Genomic DNA, 19,880 nt, shown 5'->3' on the forward strand with positions numbered 1-19,880 from the left:
GGTGTGGGCTCCGGTGTGGTGGTCTCGTCAGCGGGTGGGTCGGCGCACTCGCACGACGACGCGGGGAGGACGGGCGAGGGCGAGACGGTCGCGCTCCTCGCCGAGGACGGCGGTCAGGTCGTCCTTCACCTGTTGGGGGGATCGGAAGCGGACGTCCGCGCGCGCTTTGATGCGGCGGCGGCACACTCGGACGCGCGCGTCGCCGACCCCGGGTACGCGCATGGCGGCGTCACGCAGCAGGTCGGCGGCACCGTCGCAGTCCAAGTAGGCCCGCAGCCGGGGGCAGCCGACGGGGGAGCGCAGGGGCAGTCGGTGGCGGAGACCCGGGGTGACGGCCAGGACGATCAGCCAGACGCCGACGACGGCGGCCACGGCGGCGCCCGTGAGCATCCACACGTCGTCCACGCTGCGAGTGGCCAGTGCGTCGGCCAGGTGACGTCGCCAGGCTGCCGCGGGGCGTCCCGCCCGTACGGCGACGACGTCGACCAGTGCCGCGACCGCCGCCACGAGAACCACCGAGGCGACCAGCGCGGCCGGAAGGCGGCGGGCGGACCACGGGCGGTGGGTACGGTGACCCCTGCCGTGCTCACCGGCCGTCAGGTCCGGTGCGTCCGGTCCGGGCGGAGCAGCCTCTGACGCTCTTGTTCCTTCGGGGTCCTTTGTCAGCGGAGGTGCGCCAGGGCCTGTGGAGGGCACGGAGGCGGAGAGTTCCGGATCGGGTGTCATGCCCTCCTCCTTTCATCGGGGAGGGGCGGGCTGCGCGGCGGTTCACTGGACCCGTCCCCGGTTCGCACCGGCGGCGGTCACCAGCCGTCGGACGGTGAGGGTTACCTCTCCCACCGCCAGGCCGGTCAGCTGAGCAACCCGTTCGGCGACGTCGTGCTGGATCCCCTCACAGGCGTGTGGGATGTCGATGGGGTAGGGCAGGTCCATGGCTAGATGGAGGCGCACCGATTCGGTGCGGACGGCGGCGGAAACCTTGGGTGCTGCTGGTCCGCTCCGGTCGGGCGGTATGGCGGCGCGCCGGAACTGGGCCGCGCGTGCCGCCTGGACGGCTATACGGGCGACCACCCGGTCCGGGATCACGGTGGTACCGCGCTCGGCCGGGGGCGGCAGGTAGTCGGTACGCGCCGGTGTGCCAGACCCTGCGCCCGGACGCGGGGAGTCAGACTGGGGCCTCACCGTTGCCTCCGCGCATGGAGGTCGAGGTCGCCCTGCGCGACGAGGCCGACGAACAGCCCAGCCGTTCCGAGGACGAGAACCAGTAGAAATGCCCAGAAGCCGCCGAAGTAGCCGGCGAAGCCGAGAGCCATGCCGGCCGTGAGGCCCGTCGTTGCTGCGTTCATCATGCACTCTCTCTCGCTCTCGCGAGCGTCCCCTTCGCCGTGATCGCCCACTCGTGCCGCGGGGGCACAGGGTGGTCACGACCATGGGTCACCTCACACGGCCCTCGTCCGGTTCGGTCTGCTCCTCCTCGTCGTCGGGGAGGTGGACGTCGTCCACGGCGATGTTCACCTCGACGACCTCCAGTCCCGTCATCCGCTCCACGGCACTGATCACGTTGGTGCGTACGCCGCCGGCGACGTCGACGATGGAGACGCCGTACTCGACGACGACGTCCAGGTCGACCGCGGCCTGGCGCTCGCCGACCTCGACCTTCACCCCGCGCGTCGTTCCACTGCCGCCTCCGCCCGGGACGCGTTCCCGCATGGCGCCAAGGGCGCGCGCCATCCCCGCTCCGAGGTTGTGAATGCCCGGCACCTCGCGGGCGGCCGTGCCCGCGATCTTGGCCACCACGCTGTCCGCGATGGTGGTCCTCCCCCGTGTCTCGGCAGGAGCCCCGGCTCCGGTTCGGCCCCTGAGCGGGCCGAGGCCCGAGTCGGGGCGGGTACCCCCGCCGACGCTGGTCATGTTGTTCGTCATGGCGGTTGCCTCGATTGCTTTGTGGGACACCTGCGTGGCGTCCGTCGAAAGGTTGGACCCAGGGAGCGGCGCACTTCTCACACGGATCGACTGTGACCTGCATCACATGGTGCTGTCGGGGTACGCGTCTACTCCCAAGGTCTTGTGTGGGTGCGTCATGACCGAACGTATTGCTGTCCCACCGCTGGTGTACGACCTGCCGGACGGGCTGCTGGCCGTACGGGCGGCCGGAGGAGACGAGGATTCCTTCGCCGTTCTCGTCCAACGGCACAGCAGGTCGCTCCTGGCCCTGGCGCGCTGCATGCTCGGGAACCCCCAGGACGCGGAGGAGGCCGTTCAGGAAGCCTTCGTCAGCGCCTGGCGCCGGCTTCCGGAATTCCGTCACGGCGCGGAGTTTCGTACCTGGATGTACCGGATCACTGTCAACCGCTGCCTGACCATGCGCCGCCGCCGGCCGCCGCCCCTCCCGCTGGAGTCGGTCGCCGAACCCGCGACGGGCGACGTCTGGAGCCAGCCCGCCCGGGTCGCCGAGCAGGACGCGGCCACCGCCGCGCTGTCCCATGTGCTCGCCGGGCTGGACGCCGAGCAGCGGGTCTGCTGGATCCTGAGGGAAGTGCAGGGCCTGCCCTACAAGGAGATCGCCCAAGTGACACGGACCAACGAGCCGACGGTGCGAGGCAGACTGTTCAGGGCACGCCGATCTCTGCAGGAGGCGATGGGGCCATGGCGCTAGACGACCCGCACGCGCGACCTTCCGGAGCACCTGAGGGCGACGGATCCCGCTCCGGCTCGGCCGCCGCTCCGTTCGCGGGTGACGAGGTGCTGCCCTGCGGCCGTCGGCTCAGCCGGGTCTGGGAACAGACCAGGGACGCCGTGCCGCCCGCGGACCCGCACACGGTGTCCTGTCCGCACTGCCGCGAGGCCGCCGAGGGACTCGCCACCGTGAACGCCGCCGTCCGTGCGCTGCGCACCGAGGACCCTCCTGGTCTGCGCGCACTCACCGAACGCGTCATGAACGTCGTCAGGGCGGAGGCCCGGCTCGGGCGACTGCTGCCTCTGGCCGACCCGGACAGGGACCTCCGGATCACCGAGAGCGCCGCCGCGAAAGTGCTGCGTCAGGCCGCGGACACGGTCCCCGGCACGAGGGCCGCGACGTGCCGCCTCGTATCCGAGGACGAAGGCACCCACACGCGGGTGGACTTGACCCTGGCCTCCACTCTCGACTGCCCGCTGCCCGACCAGGTCCATCGGGTACGCCGTTCGGTTCTCGACGCGGCCGGACAGGACCTGGGCCTGGCCGTAACAGCCGTCGACATCACGGTGATCGACGTCCTGGAGCCGGGGCCGGAGCCGGAGCCGCCGCTCCGTCCCGGCCTCCCGATCGACGGCGGTGCATGATGGATGCCATTCGCACGTCCACGCAGCTCCTCGGCGTCGCGGCCGAAGCGGCCCTCGCCGTCCCCGGTGTGGCGGCCCTGCAACCCCGCCTCGCCCAACTCCTCGCGGCGGTCGCCACATCCAGCCGCACGGACACCGCACCGCACGGCACATCGCCCGAGGCAGGCGTCCGCGCCGACCGGCCACCGGACGGTTCGGGGTGGCGGATCGAGGTGCGTTGTGTTCTGGCCGAAGGTCGTGCCCTGGACATCGCCCGGGACGTGCACGACCAGGTGGGCGCCGCTGTCATCTCCCATCTCGCCGCCCTCGATGCCCTGGAGCGGGTCACCGTGGCGGTCACGGTGACCCGTATCGCCTCGCCGCACGACGAGACGCCAGGTATCGCCGGGCAGGGGACGTAGTCGGCCACCGCGGTGTCCCGTCAGGCCAGCGGGCTCCGCGCCAAGGAGGCGAGCAGGTCGGCCGGGTCGTCGAAGACGGCTTCGGCACCGGCCGCCTCCAGGTCCGCACGGGGAATACCGCCGCAGAGCAGCGCCACGCACCGCACCCCGGCCCGGCGGCCCGCCCGCATGTCCCACACGGTGTCGCCGACGAACACGGCACGCTCCGCCGGTACGCCGGCCAGCTCCAGCGCCCGTTCGACGGGTTCGGGGGCAGGCTTGCCCTCGGTGACGTCGTCGGCGCTCGCCGTTGCCGTGATGGCGTCGTCGGCGTCGATCGCCCGCCTGAGCGCCGCCAACTCGTCGTCGCCGGCCGAAGTGGCCAGCACGATCGTCCAGCCGTCGTCGGCCAGCCGCCGCAGCAGACGCCCCGCGTCAGGCAGCGCCGTCAGACGTTCGAAGTACTGGGCGTAGAGCACCTTGTGCGCGGTGCTCAGGTCCTCCGCCTCGTCAGGAGAGACGGCCGGCGCCTTGCCGAGCAGATGGGCGACGAGATCGTCGGAACCGAGTCCGATCGCCCGATGGATCGCGTGCGTCGGCACCAGGCGCTCGGCCCGGCGGAATGCCTCCCACCAGGTCACCACGTGCAGGTGGTTGGTGTCGACAAGAGTTCCGTCGACGTCGAACACGGCTGCCCGGCCCCTGCCGGTGTCCGTGCGAGTCTCGATCCCGGACATGACGCGGCTCCTCTGCGCAACAAGGTCGTCCTCACAGCTCCCGCAGGGCGGGGAGCAGCTTTCGCTGGGCCCATTCCAGGTACGGTGCCTGGTGGTCGCCGCCGATCTGGATGAGGGCCACCTCCGTGAACCCGGCCTCCACGTAGGGGGACACGGCTTCGGCGACGGCGTCCACGTCGTCGCCGCAGGGAATCGACCTGGCGACGTCCTCGGGTCGTACGAACCGGGTGGCGCCGGTGAAGCCCGCGGGGCCGGGGAGTTCGGAGTTGACCGACCAGCCGCCCCCGAACCAGCGGAACTGGTCGTGGGCCCGGGCGACGGCCGCTTCGCGGTCGGGGTCGTAGCAGATCGGCAGCTGACCGACTTTGGGTTTGCCCGCGCCGCCGTGCCGTTCGAACGCGGAGACCAGTTCCGATTCGGGTTCGGTGGCGATCAACAGGTCGCCGAGGTGACCGGCGAGTTCGCACGAGCGGTCACCGGAGACGGCGATGCCGATCGGGGGGAGGGTATCGGGGAGGTCCCACAGTTTCGCGTTCTCCACGTGGAAGTGGCCCCCGTGGTGGTTGACGTTCCTTCCCTCGAAGAGCGCGCGGATGATCTCCACGGCTTCCTTCAGCATGTCCAGTCGGACGTGTGCGGCAGGCCACCCGCCCCCCACCACGTGCTCGTTGAGGTTCTCACCGGAACCGAGTCCCAGCCGGAAGCGCCCCTGTGAGAGAAGTTGCAGGGTGACGGCCTTCTGGGCCACCACCGCCGGGTGGTAGCGGGTGGTCGGGCACGTCACGTACGTCATCAGGGGAATGCGCTCGGTGGCCTGCGCGGCGGCACCCAGCACGCTCCACGCGTACGGCGCGTGTCCCTGGGACTCCAGCCACGGGAAGTAGTGATCGGACGTGACGGAGAAGTCGAAGCCGGCATGCTCGGCTCCGACGATGTGGCCCACGAGGTCTCGCGGGCCGGCCTGCTCGGTCATCATCGTGTATCCGATCCGTACCATCTCGCTTTCCTCCTCCTCGCCTTCCTCCTCGGTCAGTTGCCTCACACGGTCGACGTCCGGAGTGAGGAGTCACCGCTTCGGGCCCAGCCGCAGGTCGACCTCCTTTTCCTGGTCTCCCGAGGCGGTGCCCCGCTCGTCCACGGCGAACGCGGCCCTCAGGGCGTCACAGACCTGGTCCACGGCGACATAGCCGCCCTGCAACGTGGCGGTGAGGGACACGGGGACCATCGTGGTCACGCTCCTTTCCGTTCTCCCTCGACGAGTGGCGGTGTACTACGGGCTTGCAGCCGCGGTACGTACCGACCCGCGAGTACCCCTGCCCCTTCATCCGGAACGCCCATGTCGACTTCGCGCTCAACCGCACCGGGCGGCGACGATCACCCCGCAGCGCGCCTGACGTCGTGCTGGACCAGGAGGGAGAGCAGGGCGGCCACGGTCAGGTCGGCCTCGGCCGGGTGTCTCAGGATGGTTCCCGGCTGGATTCGGTAGACGTTGGACCGGCCTTCGCGCTCGTGGGTGAGGTAGCCGTCGTCCTCCAGGTCGGAAATGATCTTCTGGACGGCGCGTTCGGTGAGCAGGCAGTGTGCTGCGATGTCACGGACGCGTGGCCGGTGCTTGCCGGCGATGGCGGCGAGGACCCGGGCGTGGCTGGTGAGGAACGTCCATCCAGTGTGCGGCTCAGGTGCTTCTCCCATGAATACAGCCTAGGGCGTAGTGTTCACGCATCCAAAAGGATGAAATAATTTTCCGGTATTTCTTGACAGGCTAAGGTCGGCGAACCGAGCCTGGAACGAGGGATCAGTGGAAGCTCCCCGCCGACAGGGCAGGGGGATGGAGGGCAGGCGATCAGTGATGGCATCACCTGCCGGCGCGGGGGCGGCACCCGGCGGCCTCCAGATCCAGGTATCGCCCGTCGGGGGACGCATGCGTGTCACGATTCGCGGCGAGATCGACCTGAGCGTGCGGGCAACACTCCAAGCCGTGCTGCAGGAGGCCCTCACCCGCAGCACCCACGGAGTGGATCTCGACCTGAGCGGGTCGGCGTTCTGTGACTGCTCCGGCTTGAACTGCTTCCTGGCCGTGCGGCATCGCGCCCTGCCGACGGGAAAAACGGTGAGCATCCAGACCGCCAGTCCGCTGGTACGGCGCCTGCTGGACCTGACGGAGACATGGCCGCTGTTCGCTTGACCCGGCGGCGATCGGCTGGTGGGGCGCCGGGGGATGGGTACACGGCCGGAAAGGACCCATTGGACTTGGAGGCCGGATCATGATGGCCAAACAGCACCCGGATCCCTCGCGACGTGATGTGAGTCGGCACGAGGGACCCCATCACGGCTGGGCGTCGGACGTCGACGAGACCCGGCAAAAAGACAATCCGAGCGCCCACCGCTCGTTCCATCCCGAGAAGTATGCGCCTGAGCGTGGCCAAGAGGTCGAGACGTCGAAGGAGGAACGGAGGGGCATCTCCGCTGACCCCGGCACGAGTACCGGTCGGCGCGGGGAGGACCGGGCGAAGAAGGAGACCGAGAGAGGAATGCGGGACACCGGACCCCGCGGGCAGTCGCAACGCCCGAGCGGCACCAAGGATCCGTCGGCCTACACCGGCGTGGGCGCCCAGAAAGCCAAACGGCGGCCCGACTGAACACGGCGGTCAGCTCCGTGACGCAACTGTGTGAAACGAGCAGAACCGTAGACGGCATGTACGGCGTGATCCCGGGTACGCACGCGCGCAGGGAGGGCGGCAATAAATGGGATCGCAGACCGATGACGACGGCTGTACCGGGCGGCAGGAGCACCCACTGCAAACCGGCTACGCCCTGAGCGGAGACGGCAGTTGCATCGCCGAAAGCCGCCGCCACGCCCTTGCCTTCCTCGACCGGGCCCACGCCGACCACCGCCTGCCCGTGTCCCCGCGTGTGCGGGATCTCACACAGCTGGTGGTCAGTGAACTGGTCACCAACGCCCGCAAGTACGCCCCCGGCCCGGTCCTGATGGAACTGCGCATCACCACCGACAGCGTGGACGTGGTCGTGTGGGACAGCGACCCGGACATCCCTTCCGCCCGGGCCGCCGACCCGGGCAGGATCGGCCAGCACGGACTGGAGATCGTCAAGGCCATCGCCGACAACCTCGTCATCGACCGGCAGCCGGTCGGCAAACGCGTCACAGCGCGCATCGCCCTGACCGACCCCAGCGGGGACGACAACACCGCTGCCGCCCCCGCCTCCGGCGCGGAACATGAGGACCGCCCGCGCTGCCCAAAGCCCTGATGCCCTGACACGGATGCGCGCTGCGGGAGCGTTCAGGAGCCGACGATGCGACGCACGTTCTCCACCGAGCCGCAGTCCGCGTTCAGCTGACGCTCGCGCTCCTCCCAGAACGCCACTCCCAGTTCCTCGCGCCGTCCCATCGGCACGTTCTCGCGCGCACCGTTGAGGATGGTGCGCTCCTCCTCGTCGGCGTGATGGGAGACGGCCTCCACCAGGTTCTCCAGCTTCGAGTCCCACTTTTCGGAGCCGACCTCCTCGACCTCCAGGAGGTCCAGGAGGGCCTTGTTGCCTTCGTCGTGTTCGTGCTCTCCGTGCTCCAGCTCCTCGTCGTCAATGTTCTTGTACCTCTTCAAGGCCGGATAGACCTTGGCCTCCTCGGCCAGCGCGTGGGCGATCAGGAGGTCCGCGAACTCCTGGCGCGCCGCAGCCCGGTCGGCTTCGACGCTGCGCATCAGGCGGAACAGGTCCTCCATCCGCCGGTGGTCCTGAAGGATGAGCTCGACGACGTCCTGAGCCTCGGCCATGACGGACACCACTTTCGTACGAACGGTTGGGATCACTACCGCCTACCCTCACCGCCCGTACTGATGGCTCCCCGGATGCACGGCCCATGCCCACCTCGGTGCACCCATCCGGCCGCGCGGTGCTCGCCCTGGCCCTCTGTCAGTGCTTGAGCCCGGTTCGGTCCCGACGGGCGAGGACGCGCTGTGCGCGCGCCAGGCCGGACCCACGGCGGCCGTGCAGGGCTGCCCGTGCGACGTTGGCGCCCGGTGCGCCGTGGACACCTCCGCCGGGGTGGGCTCCGGCGGAGGCGAGGAAGAGGCCCGGTACGGGGGTCTCCGGTCGCCCGGCGCCGGGCGTCGGACGAAACATGAGCTGTTGGTGGAGAGCTGTTGTGCCGCCGTTGATGGAACCGTCCACAAGGTTGGCGTCGAGGGCTGGAGCGTTGGCGGTGCCGCACATCCTCGATCGGCCCATCACAGCACCGGCGGCCCCGCCTCGACACGGCGCAGCACCGGGGGCAGGCGGTTCAGGTCGGGGCCGGTCTGGACCTGTCGCTCGTCCCACCAGGTGGCGCCGGCGTCGCGCAGCGGACCGATCACGTCCTTGGCCCCGGCCGCGTCCAGGGGTGTGGCACCGCCGAGCACGAACTCGAAGGGGCGCTCGGCTTCGGCCGTACGTTGATCGCGCTGATCGCCTTGATCGCGTACGTAGCCGACCATCTCCCGTACCTCTGCCACCTCCGGGACATGCCCATGCCTGGCCGACTCGAAGAGCGGTACCGCGCCGTCCCATCGTGCTGCCCTCCGCATGGGCGGCCGACGCGGCCAGAACCCGCCGATCCACACCGGAGGTCCGGGCCGTTGTACGGTCGCGGGCAGCAGCGTCACGTCCCGGACCTCGTAGTGTCGGCCGAGGTGGTTCACCGGCTCGCCGGACCAGAAGCGCCGCAACAGCTCCAGTCCCTCGTCCAGCCTTTCGGCGAGGAGCCGTGGTGGGGAGGCGTCGCCGAAGCTGTGGTATTCGTCCTCGACCGGACCGCCCAGGCCCGCGGCGAAGACCACCCGGCCGCCGCTGAGGTGGTCCAGGGTGGCCACCTGGCGGGCCAGCTGCTGCGGACGGTATCGGGGAACCGGGGTCAGCAGGGTGCCCAGCCGGATTCGGGAGGTCGCCAGCGCGGCCGCGGTCAGCAGCATCCAGGGGTCGCCGAAGGGACGCCCCTGGTGCTGTCGGTGCAGAACGTGGTCCCAGACGAAGAGCCCGTCCCAGCCGGCCTGTTCGGCGGCGGCCGCCACCGTCGCGACGTTGCGCGGGTCGGCGAAGTCGCCGAAGTTGGGGACGTTGATGGAGAAGCGCATCCCAGCAGAATGCGCAGCCGGCCATGAAGGGGCAACCGGATTCCGGGCCGACAGCGTGCAATGACTCTTCAGACGATGCCGAACTCCGGCGTGCACGGGTCAGGGCCTTCACCCGTTTGCTACGGGGTGAAGGCCCTGCGCTCCGCAATTCAGGAGGGGTCAGTGCTTGAAGGCGTCCTTGGTCTTTTCCTTGGCTTCTCGCGCGTCGCCCTTGGACTTGGTGGCCTGCCCCTCGGCAGTCATGCGCTCGTTGCCCACGGCGCGCCCCACTGTCTCCTTGGCCTTGCCTTCAGCCTGCTCGGTCTTCGCCTTGGCCTTCTCGCCAGCCGACACGGAAAACGCCTCCTCTAACGATCGTGTTCGTTTTCGCGGTATCCGCCGAGTGCCCCACGCTGCCCTTCGTAAACAGGCGGTCGTCGAGGAATGGTGGCAGGGTTTCAGGGAACTGGTGGCTCTGGAGGTTGATAAAAATGGTTCCCCTGCTTCTGGTCCTGCTTCTCGCGCTGATCCTGTTCGGCGCCGGTTTCGCTCTCAAGATCCTTTGGTGGGTCGCGGTCATCGTTCTGGTGGTCTGGCTTCTCGGCTTCGTGATGCGCTCCACCAATACCGGTGGCGGCCGCGGCCGCTGGTATCGATGGTGACCTGACCACTTACCGGCCCGCAGACGGAGGGGCCCCGGCCGGAGGAACACCGGCCGGGGCCCCTTTGTCGAGCGCGTGGTGTGTGGGAGGAGTGGGGGAGGGGACTTGGTAGGTAGGCCGGGTTCAGCATTCCATGGGGCTGCCCCGTCCAGGCTTCTCTGGTCCAGACCACGTGCTGGGGGAGCCGCCCCGGGGGATCAGGGGAGGCTGCCGTCCTCGCAGAGGAGGCGGGCGACCTCACGGAGCTTGATGTTGTTCTCCTGTGAGTAGCGGCGCAGCACGTCGAATGCGTCGTGTTCGGTGAGGTGATGGCGGCCCATGAGGATGCCCATGGCCTCGCCGATGACATGGCGGGTGGCGACGGCCTGCTCCAGCTGGGCGTGGGTGCGTGCGCTGGAGAAGGCGACCGCGGCGTGGGACGCCAGCAGCCGGCCGGCCAGTTCGCTGACTTCGGTGAACGCGCCGGGCTCGCGGGCGTAGAGGTTCAGTGCGCCGAGGTCCTCGTCGTCGGTGAACAGCAGGAAGCCCATCATGCTGCCCACGCCGAGGGCGCGGGCCTGCGGGGCGTACGAGGGCCAGCGCGTCTGCCCGGCGGTGAGGTCGGCGATGCGCAGGACCCGCTCGCCCCGGGCGCTGAGGGCGGCGTCGAAGCACGTCCCCTCTCCCAGGCGCCCTTGCAACTGGTCGCTTTCGACGACCAGCTCATCGGTGGGGGCGAGCGTCTGCACCGTCGTGTCACGCAGGATGAGAATGCCGGCCGCGTCGCAGCCCTCCACCAGCTCGGTGGCCGACGCGGTGATCCGCTCCAGTGTGGCGGCAACCGAATCCTGCGTCAGAAGATCCCGCGCCATCGACGCCATCTACTGCGCGAACCGACTCCGGTCCACCCCCGACCTCCACTTCTCGCGCCTCCCGGACACACCTCCTACCCCGCATTGCGCTGACTCCCGCAGAGACCAGGGCATCAGGGTGACGGCACCCGTGCGACGAGGTTTCACCGCTTCGCGACGGCACTCCGAGGACCCGGGCGGACACACGTTCCCCGGCCCGTGGTTCAGCAGGTCAGCGCGACCTTCCGCGCGGTTTCAGAGGCACCCCCGGGAGTTCCGGCGCGCGCAGCGGAGCCCCGTCGTAGCCCTTCACCTCGCCGAAGCGGGTGCCCTTCGCCCAGTCCTCGCGGGCCTGTGTGATCTCCTCGTGAGACCGGCCGACGAAGTTCCACCACATGACGAGCTCCTCCTCGAACGGCTCGCCGCCCAGCAGCATCAGCGCGGCGTCCGATTCGGCGCGCAGCGGGAGTTCGGCGCGGCCGCAGCCGAGGTAGAGCATCGACCCCGGCAGCACCGGAACCCCGTCGACGTGGATCTCACCGGACATCGCCAGGACGCCGTACTCGAAGTCCGGGTCGAGCGGCAGCCGTACGTCGGTGCCGCGGGCGAGGGCCAGGTCGGCGCCGACGATGGGGGTGTACGCCGTGCCGGGCGAGGACGTGCCGTCCAGCGCCCCCAGGATCACGGTCGCGGTGAGGCCGGGCGCGGTGACCGTCGGCAGTTCCGGGTGGTGCTCGAAGGCCGGATCGGTGTGCCGGTGGGCGTCGGGCAGCGCGACCCACAGCTGCGCCCCGTGCAGGAGGCGGGCGTGCGGACGCGGGCTCTCCTCCGAGTGGCTGATCGCCCGTCCGGACGTCATCAGGCCCAGCTCCTTCGGCCTGATGGTCTGCAGGCTGCCGGTCGAGTCGCGGTGCAGCACCTCGCCCTCGTGCAGCCAGCTCACCGTCTGGAGGCCGATGTGCGGGTGCGGCGGCACCTGCATGCCGGGCTCGTCGGCGATGTCGTCGGGGCCGTAGTGGTCCACGAAGCACCAGGCGCCGATCATGCGCCTGCCCAGGTTGGGGAGCAGCCGCCGTACCTCGGTCGACTCACCCAGCCGGACCTGCCGGGGGCTCAGCAACTCCCGGACGGGTTCGGCGACCACGAAACCCCGGCCGCCGCACACACTCGGCACCGCCTGACGGTCAAGATTGCTCATGCCGCCCAACCTAGCCCCGGCCCGCCACCCCCGGCAGTCCAAAGCCCCGCCACTTCATCCTCGTGGCAGCGGATGGGACATCTGGTATGCGAGCCTTTGGTCGGCTTCCGCACCGATGTCCGTGAGAACCTCGTCCAGCACCATGAACTCCTCCCACACCGCCCGCCCGCCGGCCTCGGCGAGCCGGCCCACGAGCAGGTCCTCCAGATCAGGGACGCGCTTGTTCTTCCAGATCTTGTCGGCGAGGCTCACCAGCAGGTCTTCCACACACACGTCCGGGCTTCGCCAGGACGCGTGTGTCGCGGCGAACTCGGCCCGTGCCGCGTCCACGCCCTGCGCCAGGAGGAGTTCCCGCCCGGCCTCCTCGTGGCGCGAACCCGGGCCGGAGAGTTCGGCGGGGTACAGCACCTTGCCGATGTCGTGGGTGGCGGCCCCGAAGAGCACCGCGTCCCGGTCGACGACCAGAGCCGGGCAGTGCTGCGTGACCCGGTTCAGGAGCCGTACCGCGACGTCGTGCACCGCGCGGAGGTGGGCGACCAGCCGTGGCGGGGCGTCGAGCCGGTGAAGGAGTTCCGCGGCCTCCAGGGGCAGCGGTGCCAGGAGCGGGTCGGTGAGCCCGTCCAAGGCGATCGACAGTACGTTCGTGTGGGGCATCGCGACAGAGTAGTCATGGGGCGGAGTCGCGGGTCGGGCGTCAGAGTTCGTGAACGAGCGCCCCCTCCTCCGCGAACCTGACGGCCTCCGCGTGCCCGAACAGGCCGGGCAGCCCGCCGGTGTGCACGAACACGGTCCGTTCGCCCGGCCGGATGTCGCCGTCCTGGACGGCGGCCGCGAGCCCGGCCAGGGCCCGGCCCGTGTAGACGGGATCAAGGACCAGCCCCTCGGTGCGGGCGGCGAGCCGCAGCGCGTCGGCCGCCGCTCCGGTGAGCGTCGCGTATCCCGCCCCGACCTGGTCCCGCCGGACCCGCAGCCGGTCCGCGACGACCGGCCCGGTGCCGAGTGGTGCAGCGAACTCCCTTACGGCGGCGGCCGGATCGGGCAGAGCGCCCACATCGACCCCCAGTACCGCATCCGTCCCGAGCGCGGCGACGAGCCCTGCCATCGTCCCACCGGAACCGAGCGCGACGACGGCGGTCCGCAGGTCGGGCACCTGTCGGCGCAGTTCCTCACCGCATCGCGCGTAGCCCCGCGCCCCCAGCGCGCTGGACCCGCCGAACGGCACCAGCGCGGGCCGGGCGCCGCCCTCGCGCAGTTGCTCGCAGACCTTGGCCGCCGCCGCGTCGAGACCCGCCCGGTCCACGTCACCCGCCCAGGCCAGCCGCGCCCCGAACAGCCCGTCGAGCGCCAGGTTCCCGGACTGGGATCCGCCCGGCAGTCCGCGCAGCACGAGTACGACGTCCAGCCCCAGTCGGGCCCCGGCGGACGCGGTCAGCCGGGCGTGGTTGCTCTGTGCGGCGCCGGTGGTCACGAGTGTGTCGGCGCCCTCGGCGAGCGCCGCACCCACGGTCCACTCCAGCTTGCGGATCTTGTTGCCGCCCCCGCCCAGACCGGTCAGGTCGTCCCGCTTGATCCACAGGTCGTCAGGACCGAGCCCCAGCGCGGTGGCCAGCCGGGGCGCCGCCTCCACGGGAGTGGGGAAGGTGCCGAGTTCCACGGGCTGCTGGGTCATGTCGTACGTCCTGTCCGGAGTCGGTCCTGCCGTGCCGTGCCGCGGGCAAGTCGATCACACGGCGGCGCCGTGTGCCTCACACCGGCAGCAGCCGTGCGACCAGGGCGCCGAGTTGCCGGGCCGTACGGCACTCGTGCATCTCGACCAGGCCGGCGTAGGAGGGGGCGGCCGAGTCGCCGGTGCCCCACTGGGCGTGCTGCTCCGGGTTCAGCCAGTAGACGCGCCGGGCCCGCTCGGCGATCCGGCGTACGGCGGGCAGGTTGGGGTCGCTCATGTTCGTACGGGCGTCACCGAGGACGAACACGGTCGTGCGCGGGCCGATCGCGTCGTCGTAGCGTTCCGCGAACTCGCCCAGTGCCACGCCGTAGTCACTGCTGCCGTGCCAGCCGGTGAGTGTCGCCTCCGCCCGGATGCGGGCGCTCAGGCCCTCCGGGTCGGCCGTGCCGTGCCGCAGCAGTCCGGTCACCTCGTCGATCCGGTTGACGAACGCGAACACCCGCACCTTGCTGAACTGGTCGTGCAGCGCCTGCACCAGCAGCATCGTGAAGTCGGAGAAGCCCGCGACCGAGCCCGAGACATCGCACAGCAGCACCAGTTCGGGGCGTGCCGGACGGCGTCGGCGCAGCACCGGACGCATCGGCACACCGCCCGTCGACAGCGAGCCGCGCAGGGTGCGGCGCAGGTCGATGGTGCCGCGCGCGGCCCGGCGGCGACGGGCCGCGAGGCGGGTGGCCAGCTTCCGGGCGAGCGGCCCCACGGTCCGGCGCAGTTCGGCGAGCTGGTCCCGGCCGGCGAACAGGAAGTCCACCCGGTCGGCGGTCGGGCGCACCGCCCGCCGGGCGATCTCGTCCCGGTCGCGCCGCTCGGCGACCCGGCGCCGCGCCTCCGCGCCGACCATCGCGCGGAACGCGTCGATACGGCGCCGTATCTCGTCGTCGAGGAGCCGGTCCGCGAAATCGGCGTCCCCGTCGCGCCGCCGGACGTCCGCGCGCACCCCGGCCAGCAGGGTCTGCGGGCGGAGCCGGTCGAGGGTCTGGTACGCCGACCAGCCGTCCGATTCGGGGGAGCTGCCGTAGCCGCCCAGCCCGTCGACCGCCTCCGCGGCCAGCCTCGCCATCAGGGCGCGGTCGTCGGCGGCGAGCGCGGTGGCGAGGCGGGCGCGCAGTTCGTCCCGGTCCGCGGAGGGCTCGTCGGGGGCGCCGACTCCCCTCGGGAAGTACAGGTCGAAGACCGGGTCGAACACGGACCGCTGGGCCGGTCCGTGCAGCAGCGTCGCCGCGAGGCCCTCGCGCAGCAGTTCCCGGTCGGCGAAGCCGAGCGCCTCCATCGCGCGGGCCGCGTCCACGGTCTCGCCGGTGCCGATCCGGACGCCGTGCGCGCGCAGCGCGCCGACCAGGCCGGTCAGCCGCTCGACGACGCCCGTGGGGCCGCTCACAGGTGGTCCAGGTCCAGTTTGGCGGCCGCCTTGAGGATGTCGTCCTGGTGTTTGAGGATCACGCCGAGGCTGTCCCGGACGACCGCCTCGTCGAGGGTGCCGACGCCCAGGGCGAGCAGGGTGCGGGCCCAGTCGATCGTCTCCGCGACCGACGGCGCCTTGCGCAGGTCCATCGCGCGCAGCGCGCCGACCACCCGCACCACGGACTCGGCCAGGGCCTCGCCGATCTCCGGCACCTTCAGGCGTACGATGCGCCGCTCCAGCTCCTCCTCGGGAAAGCCGATGTGCAGGAACAGGCAGCGGCGGCGCAGGGCCTCGGACAGTTCGCGGCCCGCGTTGGAGGTGAGGACGACGAACGGGCGCTGCGTGGCGGTGACGGTGCCCAGCTCGGGGACGGTCACCTGGAAGTCGCTGAGCACCTCCAGAAGCAGTCCCTCCATCTCCACGTCGGCCTTGTCGGTCTCGTCGATGAGCAGCACGGTGGGGTCCTCGCCGCGGATGGCGGTGAGCAGCGGGCGCGGGAGCAGGAACTCCTCGCTGAAGATGTCCGTGCGCGCCTCGTCCCAGCTCTCGCCGCGGCCCGCGCTGATGCGCAGCAGCTGTTTGGCGTGGTTCCACTCGTAGAGTGCGCGGGACTCGTCCACGCCCTCGTAGCACTGGAGCCGTACCAGCCGGGCGTCCGTGACCTCGGCGACGGCCTTGGCCAGTTCCGTCTTGCCGACCCCTGCGGGGCCCTCCACGAGCAGCGGCTTGCCCAGCCGGGCGGCGAGGAAGACGGTGGTGGCGACGGCGGGGGACGCCAGATAGCCGGTCTCGGCGAGGCGCGCGGAGACATCGTCGACGGAAGTGAACAACGGAGCCTCCGGCTGGGGTGGGTCGGGAGAACGGTGGTCCAGCTTCTATCTAAGCGCTTGTTCAGCTCGCCTGTCACGTGCCTCACGTTGCGTGAAGGGGTGTATACCGATCGGTTTCCCATTCCTTCCGGCGCGGTAACCTCGCGGTATGGCCACCACGGAGAAGGCGTCACCCCGAGACCGGCTGCTCGACGCGGCCGCCCAGCTCTTCTACCGCGAGGGCGTGTCCATCGGCGTGGAGACGCTGTGCCGTACGGCGGGAGTCTCGAAGCGGTCGATGTACCAGCTCTTCGACAGCAAGGACGAGGTGCTGGCCGCGAGCCTCGAAGAACGGATCGGCTGGTACGAGGCACTCTTCACGCCCGCCGACCCGGACGCGTGCACGCCCCGTGAGCGCATCCTCCACGTCTTCGAACGGCTGGCGGAGGTCTCCGCCGACCCCGGCTACCACGGCTGCCCGTACCTGGCCGTACTGGTCGAGCTCAAGAATCCCGACCACCCCGCCAGTGTGGTCGCCCGCGGGGTCAAGGACCGCCTTCGCGAGGTCTTCCGCACCCAGGCCGAACGCGGCTCCGCCCGCGACCCCGGCCTCCTCGCCCGCCAGCTCATGCTGGTCTACGACGGCGCCGGCGCCCGCTCCGGCGCCCGTGTGGAGCACCTGGACGACGGCTTGGCCGCGACCACGGCGGCGGCGCTGCTGGACGCGGCGGGGCTCGCATAGGGAGCCCGGTTCAGCCCACCAGTACGACCTCCAGCGTGCGCGGTCCGTGCACACCCTCCACCCGGCTCAGTTCGATGTCGCTGGTCGCCGACGGGCCGGAGATCCAGGTGGCCGGGCGCGCGGGACGCAGACGGGTGAGAGCCTCCGGGACCCCGGCGACGAGCTGCCCGGGGACCCGGACCACGCAGATGTGATGGTCGGGGATCAGGGTGATCCGGCGGCGACCCTGGCCGGGGCCGCCGTCCAGGACGATGGTGCCGGTCTCGGCGATCGCCACCGTGCATCCCGTGACCACGCTGTCGACCAGGTCCAGTTCGTGCGCCGTACTGTCCGGCCGGTCCGCGATCCGGGTCGCATCGGTCGCCGCCAGCCAGGTCTCGTCCAGCCCGGACGGCACGAGCACCGAGGCCGACCGCCGGGCGGCGAGCAGCCCGGCGATCACCGACGGCAGCTCACCGGCCGTACAGCGGTGCACGATCGCCCGGTAGTCCGCCAGGTTCTCCGCGAGCAGGTCCACCGTCCCGGCGACCGTGAGCTCGCCGTGCCGGAGCAGGTAGTCCCGGGGAACCGCCTGGTCGTACGGCGTGTCGTCGTGCGGTACGGCCGCCAGGGCGCGCCGTACCCGGCCCAGGATCCGTTCCCTGTCGTTCACTCGGGGTCCCTCCGGCCGCCGTCGGTGCGCCGCCACCAGTCGCGGAACGGCTCCGCGGGTACGGCCGGCAGGTCACGGGTGTCGGTCCAGGCCCGGCCGGGACCGGGGAGCGTACGCGGGTGGAGGAAGCGGGTGCGGGAGGCCAGCCGCTGTCCCGCGCGCAACGCCCCTGGGTGGGTGAACGCCCAGCGTGCCGCGCGCATCGCGGCCCGCTCCGCGGCGTGGCCCTTCGACGGCCGCAGCACCACCCTGTTGCCCTCGCGCACCGCCGGGCCGCCCTCGACCACCCGCTCCCTCAGCCGCACCAGCACCTCGGGGATGTCGATGGCCACCGGGCACACCTCGTAACAGGCGCCGCAGAGCGAGGAGGCGTAGGGGAGGGACGCGTCGATCTCGCTGTCCGTGCCGCGGAGTTGGGGGCTGAGTACGGCACCGATCGGCCCCGGGTACACCGATCCGTACGCGTGCCCGCCCGCCCGCTCGTACACCGGGCAGACATTGAGACAGGCCGAGCAGCGGATGCACCGCAGTGCCTGACGGCCGACCTCGTCGGCGAGTGTGTCCGTGCGGCCGTTGTCGAGGAGCACCAGATGGAAGGCGCGCGGGCCGTCCCCGTCCGTGGTGCCGGTCCACATGCTGGTGTACGGGTTCATGCGCTCGGCGGTGGCGGAGCGGGGGAGGGTCTGGAGGAAGACCTCCAGGTCCCGCCAGGTGGGTACGACCTTCTCGATGCCGACGACCGAGATCAGCGTCTCGGGCAGCGTCAGGCACATGCGGCCGTTGCCCTCCGACTCGACCACCACCAGGGTGCCGGTCTCGGCGACCATGAAGTTGGCGCCGGAGATGCCCACTTGGGCGCGCAGGAACTTCTCGCGCAGATGCAGCCGCGCGGCCTCGGCGAGTTCGGCGGGCGTGTCCGTCAGGCCCTCGGGGGCCGGGCGGCCCCACCTGCCCATCTCGGCGCGGAAGATGTCCCGGATCTCGCCCCGGTTGCGGTGAATGGCCGGGACCAGGATGTGCGACGGCCGGTCCCGGCCCAACTGCACGATCAGCTCGGCGAGATCGGTCTCGTAGGCGCGGATGCCCGCCGCCTCCAGCGCCTCGTTGAGCTCGATCTCCTGTGTGGCCATCGACTTGACCTTGACGACCTCCGACTCACCGGTCTGCCTGACCAGTTCCACGACGATCCGGCTCGCCTCGGCGGCGTCGGCGGCCCAGTGCACCGTGCCGCCCGCCGCGGTGACGGACTCCTCCAACTGGAGGAGGTACCGGTCGAGATGACGGAGCGTATGGTCCTTGATCCGCTTGCCGGCCTCCCGAAGCGCCGCCCAGTCGGACAACTCCGCCACCGCCTGCGCCCGCTTGGCGCGGATCGTGTGGGTGGCGTGCCGCAGGTTCTCGCGCAGGGTCCGGTCGTGCACGGCCTCGCGCGCGGCCTCCGGGAAGGACGGGAAGGGCGGGTGCGCCGGGTGAGGTGAGGGCATGCCGAGGAACGTCCGGCTCATGCCACCCGCTCCTCGGCCGTGTCGGCCAGGATCTCCGCGATGTGCACCGGCCGCAGACCGCTGCCGAGCCGGGCCATGGTGCCGCCGATGTGCAGCAGACAGGAGTTGTCGCCCGCGCACAGCACCGCCGCCCCCGTCGACTCGGCGCTGCGCACCTTGTCCACGCCCATCGCCGCCGACACGTCGGGATTCTTCAGCGCGAAGGTCCCGCCGAAGCCGCAGCACTCCTCGGCACCCGGAAGGTCCACCAGCTCCAGCCCCCGCACCGCCCGCAGCAGCCGCAGCGGACGGTCGCCGAGACCGAGGGCGCGCAGCCCGTGACAGGTCGGGTGGTAGGTCACCCGGTGCGGGTAGTACGCCCCGACATCGGTCACGCCCAGCACGTCCACCAGGAACTCGGTCAGTTCGTACGTCTTCCGCGCCACCGGCGCCAGCGCGGCAGCGAGCCCGCCACCGCGTCCCTCGGCCCGCGCCCGCTCACCCAGCCGCGGATACAGCTCGCGCACCATCGCGGCGCACGACCCGGACGGGGTCACGACCGCCTCGTACTCCCGGAAGACTTCGGAGAACCGACGGGCCAGCGGCTCCGCCAGATGCCGGTAGCCGGTGTTGTAGTGCGCCTGCCCGCAACAGCCCTGGGTACTTGGGAAGTCGACGTCGACGCCCAGTCTGGTCAGCAGTCTCACCACAGCGCGGCCGGTGTCCGGATAGAGCGTGTCGTTGACGCAGGTCAGGAACAAGGCCACGCGCATCGCGGCTCCTCGGGGTCGATCATCCGACGGGTGCAGCGTAGTGGGCGGCGCGAACCGCC

General features: G+C 71.0%; 28 protein-coding genes and 1 pseudogene. 8 read left to right on the forward strand and 21 right to left on the reverse strand.

Going from position 1 to position 19,880, the window contains the following annotated elements:
• Positions 1–27: 27 nt before the first annotated feature.
• The 4 genes from ACIPK3_RS07350 to ACIPK3_RS07365 form a co-directional block, all read right to left on the reverse strand.
• Entirely contained in the window at positions 28–726 is a 699-nt protein-coding gene (locus tag ACIPK3_RS07350; RefSeq protein ID WP_402567095.1) for a DUF6286 domain-containing protein, read from the reverse strand.
• A 42-nt stretch (positions 727–768) separates the two neighbouring features.
• Positions 769–1,182 carry an Asp23/Gls24 family envelope stress response protein gene (locus tag ACIPK3_RS07355; protein WP_402567096.1) on the reverse strand — a complete coding sequence of 138 codons (414 nt, stop codon included), beginning with the start codon at positions 1,180–1,182 and terminating at the stop codon, positions 769–771.
• Entirely contained in the window at positions 1,179–1,349 is a 171-nt protein-coding gene (locus ACIPK3_RS07360; RefSeq protein ID WP_402567097.1) for a hypothetical protein, read from the reverse strand. The genes ACIPK3_RS07355 and ACIPK3_RS07360 overlap by 4 nt, the downstream gene beginning before the upstream one ends.
• 85 nt (positions 1,350–1,434) lie before the next feature.
• The gene (locus tag ACIPK3_RS07365; protein ID WP_402567098.1) at positions 1,435–1,923 is read right to left on the reverse strand and encodes an Asp23/Gls24 family envelope stress response protein; all 489 of its coding nucleotides are present in this window, start codon (positions 1,921–1,923) and stop codon (positions 1,435–1,437) included.
• 157 nt (positions 1,924–2,080) lie between these two features.
• Here ACIPK3_RS07365 and ACIPK3_RS07370 point away from each other — a divergent pair, with 157 nt between their 5' ends.
• Genes ACIPK3_RS07370 through ACIPK3_RS07380 form a run of 3 tightly spaced genes read left to right on the forward strand, consistent with a single transcriptional unit; the run spans position 2,081 to position 3,722 of the window.
• On the forward strand, positions 2,081–2,656 hold the full coding sequence (locus ACIPK3_RS07370; RefSeq protein ID WP_402567099.1) for an RNA polymerase sigma factor: 576 nt from the start codon (positions 2,081–2,083) through the stop codon (positions 2,654–2,656).
• Complete coding sequence (locus ACIPK3_RS07375) at positions 2,647–3,321, forward strand: hypothetical protein (RefSeq protein WP_402567101.1); 675 nt, start codon at positions 2,647–2,649, stop codon at positions 3,319–3,321. The genes ACIPK3_RS07370 and ACIPK3_RS07375 overlap by 10 nt, the downstream gene beginning before the upstream one ends.
• A complete protein-coding gene (locus tag ACIPK3_RS07380) occupies positions 3,318–3,722 on the forward strand; it encodes a hypothetical protein (RefSeq protein ID WP_402567102.1) in 405 nt (134 codons plus the stop codon). The genes ACIPK3_RS07375 and ACIPK3_RS07380 overlap by 4 nt, the downstream gene beginning before the upstream one ends.
• A gap of 20 nt (positions 3,723–3,742) precedes the next feature.
• On the opposite strand, the gene ACIPK3_RS07385 is transcribed toward ACIPK3_RS07380, so the two are convergent.
• The 4 genes from ACIPK3_RS07385 to ACIPK3_RS07400 all read right to left on the reverse strand — a co-directional run bounded on the left by ACIPK3_RS07385 (position 3,743) and on the right by ACIPK3_RS07400 (position 6,130).
• Positions 3,743–4,438: an HAD family hydrolase gene (locus ACIPK3_RS07385; RefSeq protein WP_402567104.1), complete on the reverse strand. Its 696-nt coding sequence runs from the start codon at positions 4,436–4,438 to the stop codon at positions 3,743–3,745.
• Positions 4,439–4,469: 31 nt separating this feature from the next.
• Positions 4,470–5,435, reverse strand: a complete 966-nt coding sequence (locus tag ACIPK3_RS07390) for an LLM class F420-dependent oxidoreductase (RefSeq protein ID WP_402567823.1) — start codon at positions 5,433–5,435, stop codon at positions 4,470–4,472.
• 69 nt (positions 5,436–5,504) lie between these two features.
• Entirely contained in the window at positions 5,505–5,672 is a 168-nt protein-coding gene (locus ACIPK3_RS07395; RefSeq protein ID WP_402567106.1) for a hypothetical protein, read from the reverse strand.
• A gap of 140 nt (positions 5,673–5,812) precedes the next feature.
• Entirely contained in the window at positions 5,813–6,130 is a 318-nt protein-coding gene (locus ACIPK3_RS07400) for a helix-turn-helix transcriptional regulator (RefSeq protein ID WP_402567108.1), read from the reverse strand.
• A gap of 157 nt (positions 6,131–6,287) precedes the next feature.
• On the opposite strand from ACIPK3_RS07400, the gene ACIPK3_RS07405 reads away from it, so the two are divergent.
• The 3 genes from ACIPK3_RS07405 to ACIPK3_RS07415 all read left to right on the forward strand — a co-directional run bounded on the left by ACIPK3_RS07405 (position 6,288) and on the right by ACIPK3_RS07415 (position 7,705).
• Positions 6,288–6,623: an STAS domain-containing protein gene (locus ACIPK3_RS07405; RefSeq protein WP_402567109.1), complete on the forward strand. Its 336-nt coding sequence runs from the start codon at positions 6,288–6,290 to the stop codon at positions 6,621–6,623.
• Between the two features lie 79 nt (positions 6,624–6,702).
• A complete protein-coding gene (locus tag ACIPK3_RS07410; protein WP_402567111.1) occupies positions 6,703–7,077 on the forward strand; it encodes a hypothetical protein in 375 nt (124 codons plus the stop codon).
• Between the two features lie 106 nt (positions 7,078–7,183).
• Positions 7,184–7,705, forward strand: coding sequence for an ATP-binding protein (locus tag ACIPK3_RS07415; protein ID WP_402567113.1), 522 nt, complete (start codon positions 7,184–7,186; stop codon positions 7,703–7,705).
• A gap of 32 nt (positions 7,706–7,737) precedes the next feature.
• Here the strand turns inward: ACIPK3_RS07415 and ACIPK3_RS07420 are convergent, their stop codons facing one another.
• The 4 genes and pseudogenes from ACIPK3_RS07420 to ACIPK3_RS07435 all read right to left on the reverse strand — a co-directional run bounded on the left by ACIPK3_RS07420 (position 7,738) and on the right by ACIPK3_RS07435 (position 9,897).
• Positions 7,738–8,229: a hemerythrin domain-containing protein gene (locus ACIPK3_RS07420; protein ID WP_402567115.1), complete on the reverse strand. Its 492-nt coding sequence runs from the start codon at positions 8,227–8,229 to the stop codon at positions 7,738–7,740.
• 139 nt (positions 8,230–8,368) lie between these two features.
• A pseudogene (locus ACIPK3_RS07425) lies at positions 8,369–8,673 on the reverse strand (NAD(P)/FAD-dependent oxidoreductase); the annotation flags it as partial.
• A 9-nt stretch (positions 8,674–8,682) separates the two neighbouring features.
• On the reverse strand, positions 8,683–9,564 hold the full coding sequence (locus ACIPK3_RS07430) for an LLM class flavin-dependent oxidoreductase (RefSeq protein ID WP_402567117.1): 882 nt from the start codon (positions 9,562–9,564) through the stop codon (positions 8,683–8,685).
• A gap of 159 nt (positions 9,565–9,723) precedes the next feature.
• Positions 9,724–9,897, reverse strand: a complete 174-nt coding sequence (locus ACIPK3_RS07435) for a CsbD family protein (protein ID WP_402567119.1) — start codon at positions 9,895–9,897, stop codon at positions 9,724–9,726.
• Between the two features lie 137 nt (positions 9,898–10,034).
• Here ACIPK3_RS07435 and ACIPK3_RS07440 point away from each other — a divergent pair, with 137 nt between their 5' ends.
• Positions 10,035–10,205, forward strand: a complete 171-nt coding sequence (locus ACIPK3_RS07440) for a hydrophobic protein (protein ID WP_402567120.1) — start codon at positions 10,035–10,037, stop codon at positions 10,203–10,205.
• Between the two features lie 197 nt (positions 10,206–10,402).
• On the opposite strand, the gene ACIPK3_RS07445 is transcribed toward ACIPK3_RS07440, so the two are convergent.
• The 6 genes from ACIPK3_RS07445 to ACIPK3_RS07470 form a co-directional block, all read right to left on the reverse strand.
• Entirely contained in the window at positions 10,403–11,065 is a 663-nt protein-coding gene (locus ACIPK3_RS07445) for an ANTAR domain-containing protein (protein WP_402567122.1), read from the reverse strand.
• 202 nt (positions 11,066–11,267) lie between these two features.
• Positions 11,268–12,233, reverse strand: a complete 966-nt coding sequence (locus ACIPK3_RS07450) for a pirin family protein (protein WP_402567124.1) — start codon at positions 12,231–12,233, stop codon at positions 11,268–11,270.
• 54 nt (positions 12,234–12,287) lie between these two features.
• Entirely contained in the window at positions 12,288–12,887 is a 600-nt protein-coding gene (locus tag ACIPK3_RS07455) for an HD domain-containing protein (RefSeq protein WP_402567126.1), read from the reverse strand.
• 40 nt (positions 12,888–12,927) lie between these two features.
• A complete protein-coding gene (locus ACIPK3_RS07460) occupies positions 12,928–13,902 on the reverse strand; it encodes a pyridoxal-phosphate dependent enzyme (RefSeq protein WP_402567127.1) in 975 nt (324 codons plus the stop codon).
• 76 nt (positions 13,903–13,978) lie between these two features.
• A complete protein-coding gene (locus ACIPK3_RS07465; protein WP_402567129.1) occupies positions 13,979–15,337 on the reverse strand; it encodes a VWA domain-containing protein in 1,359 nt (452 codons plus the stop codon).
• On the reverse strand, positions 15,334–16,191 hold the full coding sequence (locus ACIPK3_RS07470) for an AAA family ATPase (RefSeq protein ID WP_402567130.1): 858 nt from the start codon (positions 16,189–16,191) through the stop codon (positions 15,334–15,336). Before ACIPK3_RS07470 ends, ACIPK3_RS07465 begins: the two co-directional genes overlap by 4 nt.
• A 148-nt stretch (positions 16,192–16,339) precedes the next feature.
• On the opposite strand from ACIPK3_RS07470, the gene ACIPK3_RS07475 reads away from it, so the two are divergent.
• A complete protein-coding gene (locus tag ACIPK3_RS07475) occupies positions 16,340–16,912 on the forward strand; it encodes a TetR/AcrR family transcriptional regulator (RefSeq protein ID WP_402567132.1) in 573 nt (190 codons plus the stop codon).
• Between the two features lie 10 nt (positions 16,913–16,922).
• Here the strand turns inward: ACIPK3_RS07475 and ACIPK3_RS07480 are convergent, their stop codons facing one another.
• From ACIPK3_RS07480 to ACIPK3_RS07490, 3 genes are read right to left on the reverse strand one after another with little or no spacing between them, the layout of a single operon-like run.
• Positions 16,923–17,564, reverse strand: coding sequence for a lactate utilization protein C (locus tag ACIPK3_RS07480; RefSeq protein WP_402567133.1), 642 nt, complete (start codon positions 17,562–17,564; stop codon positions 16,923–16,925).
• Positions 17,561–19,069: a LutB/LldF family L-lactate oxidation iron-sulfur protein gene (locus ACIPK3_RS07485; protein ID WP_402567135.1), complete on the reverse strand. Its 1,509-nt coding sequence runs from the start codon at positions 19,067–19,069 to the stop codon at positions 17,561–17,563. The genes ACIPK3_RS07480 and ACIPK3_RS07485 overlap by 4 nt, the downstream gene beginning before the upstream one ends.
• Complete coding sequence (locus ACIPK3_RS07490) at positions 19,066–19,821, reverse strand: (Fe-S)-binding protein (RefSeq protein WP_402567137.1); 756 nt, start codon at positions 19,819–19,821, stop codon at positions 19,066–19,068. The genes ACIPK3_RS07485 and ACIPK3_RS07490 overlap by 4 nt, the downstream gene beginning before the upstream one ends.
• Between the last annotated feature and the right edge of the window lie 59 nt (positions 19,822–19,880).

Origin of the sequence: Streptomyces sp. NPDC086787, assembly GCF_044745865.1 — a bacterium.
GTDB lineage: Bacteria > Actinomycetota > Actinomycetes > Streptomycetales > Streptomycetaceae > Streptomyces.

Excerpts from the sequence above, each read along its gene's own strand:
- ACIPK3_RS07350 (WP_402567095.1), bottom strand. The coding sequence starts at position 726 with ATGACACCCGATCCGGAACTCTCCGCCTCCGTGCCCTCCACAGGCCCT.
- ACIPK3_RS07360 (WP_402567097.1), bottom strand. The coding sequence starts at position 1,349 with ATGATGAACGCAGCAACGACGGGCCTCACGGCCGGCATGGCTCTCGGC.
- ACIPK3_RS07365 (WP_402567098.1), bottom strand. The coding sequence starts at position 1,923 with ATGACGAACAACATGACCAGCGTCGGCGGGGGTACCCGCCCCGACTCG.
- ACIPK3_RS07370 (WP_402567099.1), top strand. The coding sequence starts at position 2,081 with ATGACCGAACGTATTGCTGTCCCACCGCTGGTGTACGACCTGCCGGAC.
- ACIPK3_RS07375 (WP_402567101.1), top strand. The coding sequence starts at position 2,647 with ATGGCGCTAGACGACCCGCACGCGCGACCTTCCGGAGCACCTGAGGGC.
- ACIPK3_RS07380 (WP_402567102.1), top strand. The coding sequence starts at position 3,318 with ATGATGGATGCCATTCGCACGTCCACGCAGCTCCTCGGCGTCGCGGCC.
- ACIPK3_RS07385 (WP_402567104.1), bottom strand. The coding sequence starts at position 4,438 with ATGTCCGGGATCGAGACTCGCACGGACACCGGCAGGGGCCGGGCAGCC.
- ACIPK3_RS07390 (WP_402567823.1), bottom strand. The coding sequence starts at position 5,435 with ATGGTACGGATCGGATACACGATGATGACCGAGCAGGCCGGCCCGCGA.
- ACIPK3_RS07400 (WP_402567108.1), bottom strand. The coding sequence starts at position 6,130 with ATGGGAGAAGCACCTGAGCCGCACACTGGATGGACGTTCCTCACCAGC.
- ACIPK3_RS07405 (WP_402567109.1), top strand. The coding sequence starts at position 6,288 with ATGGCATCACCTGCCGGCGCGGGGGCGGCACCCGGCGGCCTCCAGATC.
- ACIPK3_RS07410 (WP_402567111.1), top strand. The coding sequence starts at position 6,703 with ATGATGGCCAAACAGCACCCGGATCCCTCGCGACGTGATGTGAGTCGG.
- ACIPK3_RS07415 (WP_402567113.1), top strand. The coding sequence starts at position 7,184 with ATGGGATCGCAGACCGATGACGACGGCTGTACCGGGCGGCAGGAGCAC.
- ACIPK3_RS07420 (WP_402567115.1), bottom strand. The coding sequence starts at position 8,229 with ATGGCCGAGGCTCAGGACGTCGTCGAGCTCATCCTTCAGGACCACCGG.
- ACIPK3_RS07430 (WP_402567117.1), bottom strand. The coding sequence starts at position 9,564 with ATGCGCTTCTCCATCAACGTCCCCAACTTCGGCGACTTCGCCGACCCG.
- ACIPK3_RS07440 (WP_402567120.1), top strand. The coding sequence starts at position 10,035 with ATGGTTCCCCTGCTTCTGGTCCTGCTTCTCGCGCTGATCCTGTTCGGC.
- ACIPK3_RS07445 (WP_402567122.1), bottom strand. The coding sequence starts at position 11,065 with ATGGCGTCGATGGCGCGGGATCTTCTGACGCAGGATTCGGTTGCCGCC.
- ACIPK3_RS07450 (WP_402567124.1), bottom strand. The coding sequence starts at position 12,233 with ATGAGCAATCTTGACCGTCAGGCGGTGCCGAGTGTGTGCGGCGGCCGG.
- ACIPK3_RS07455 (WP_402567126.1), bottom strand. The coding sequence starts at position 12,887 with ATGCCCCACACGAACGTACTGTCGATCGCCTTGGACGGGCTCACCGAC.
- ACIPK3_RS07460 (WP_402567127.1), bottom strand. The coding sequence starts at position 13,902 with ATGACCCAGCAGCCCGTGGAACTCGGCACCTTCCCCACTCCCGTGGAG.
- ACIPK3_RS07475 (WP_402567132.1), top strand. The coding sequence starts at position 16,340 with ATGGCCACCACGGAGAAGGCGTCACCCCGAGACCGGCTGCTCGACGCG.
- ACIPK3_RS07485 (WP_402567135.1), bottom strand. The coding sequence starts at position 19,069 with ATGAGCCGGACGTTCCTCGGCATGCCCTCACCTCACCCGGCGCACCCG.
- ACIPK3_RS07490 (WP_402567137.1), bottom strand. The coding sequence starts at position 19,821 with ATGCGCGTGGCCTTGTTCCTGACCTGCGTCAACGACACGCTCTATCCG.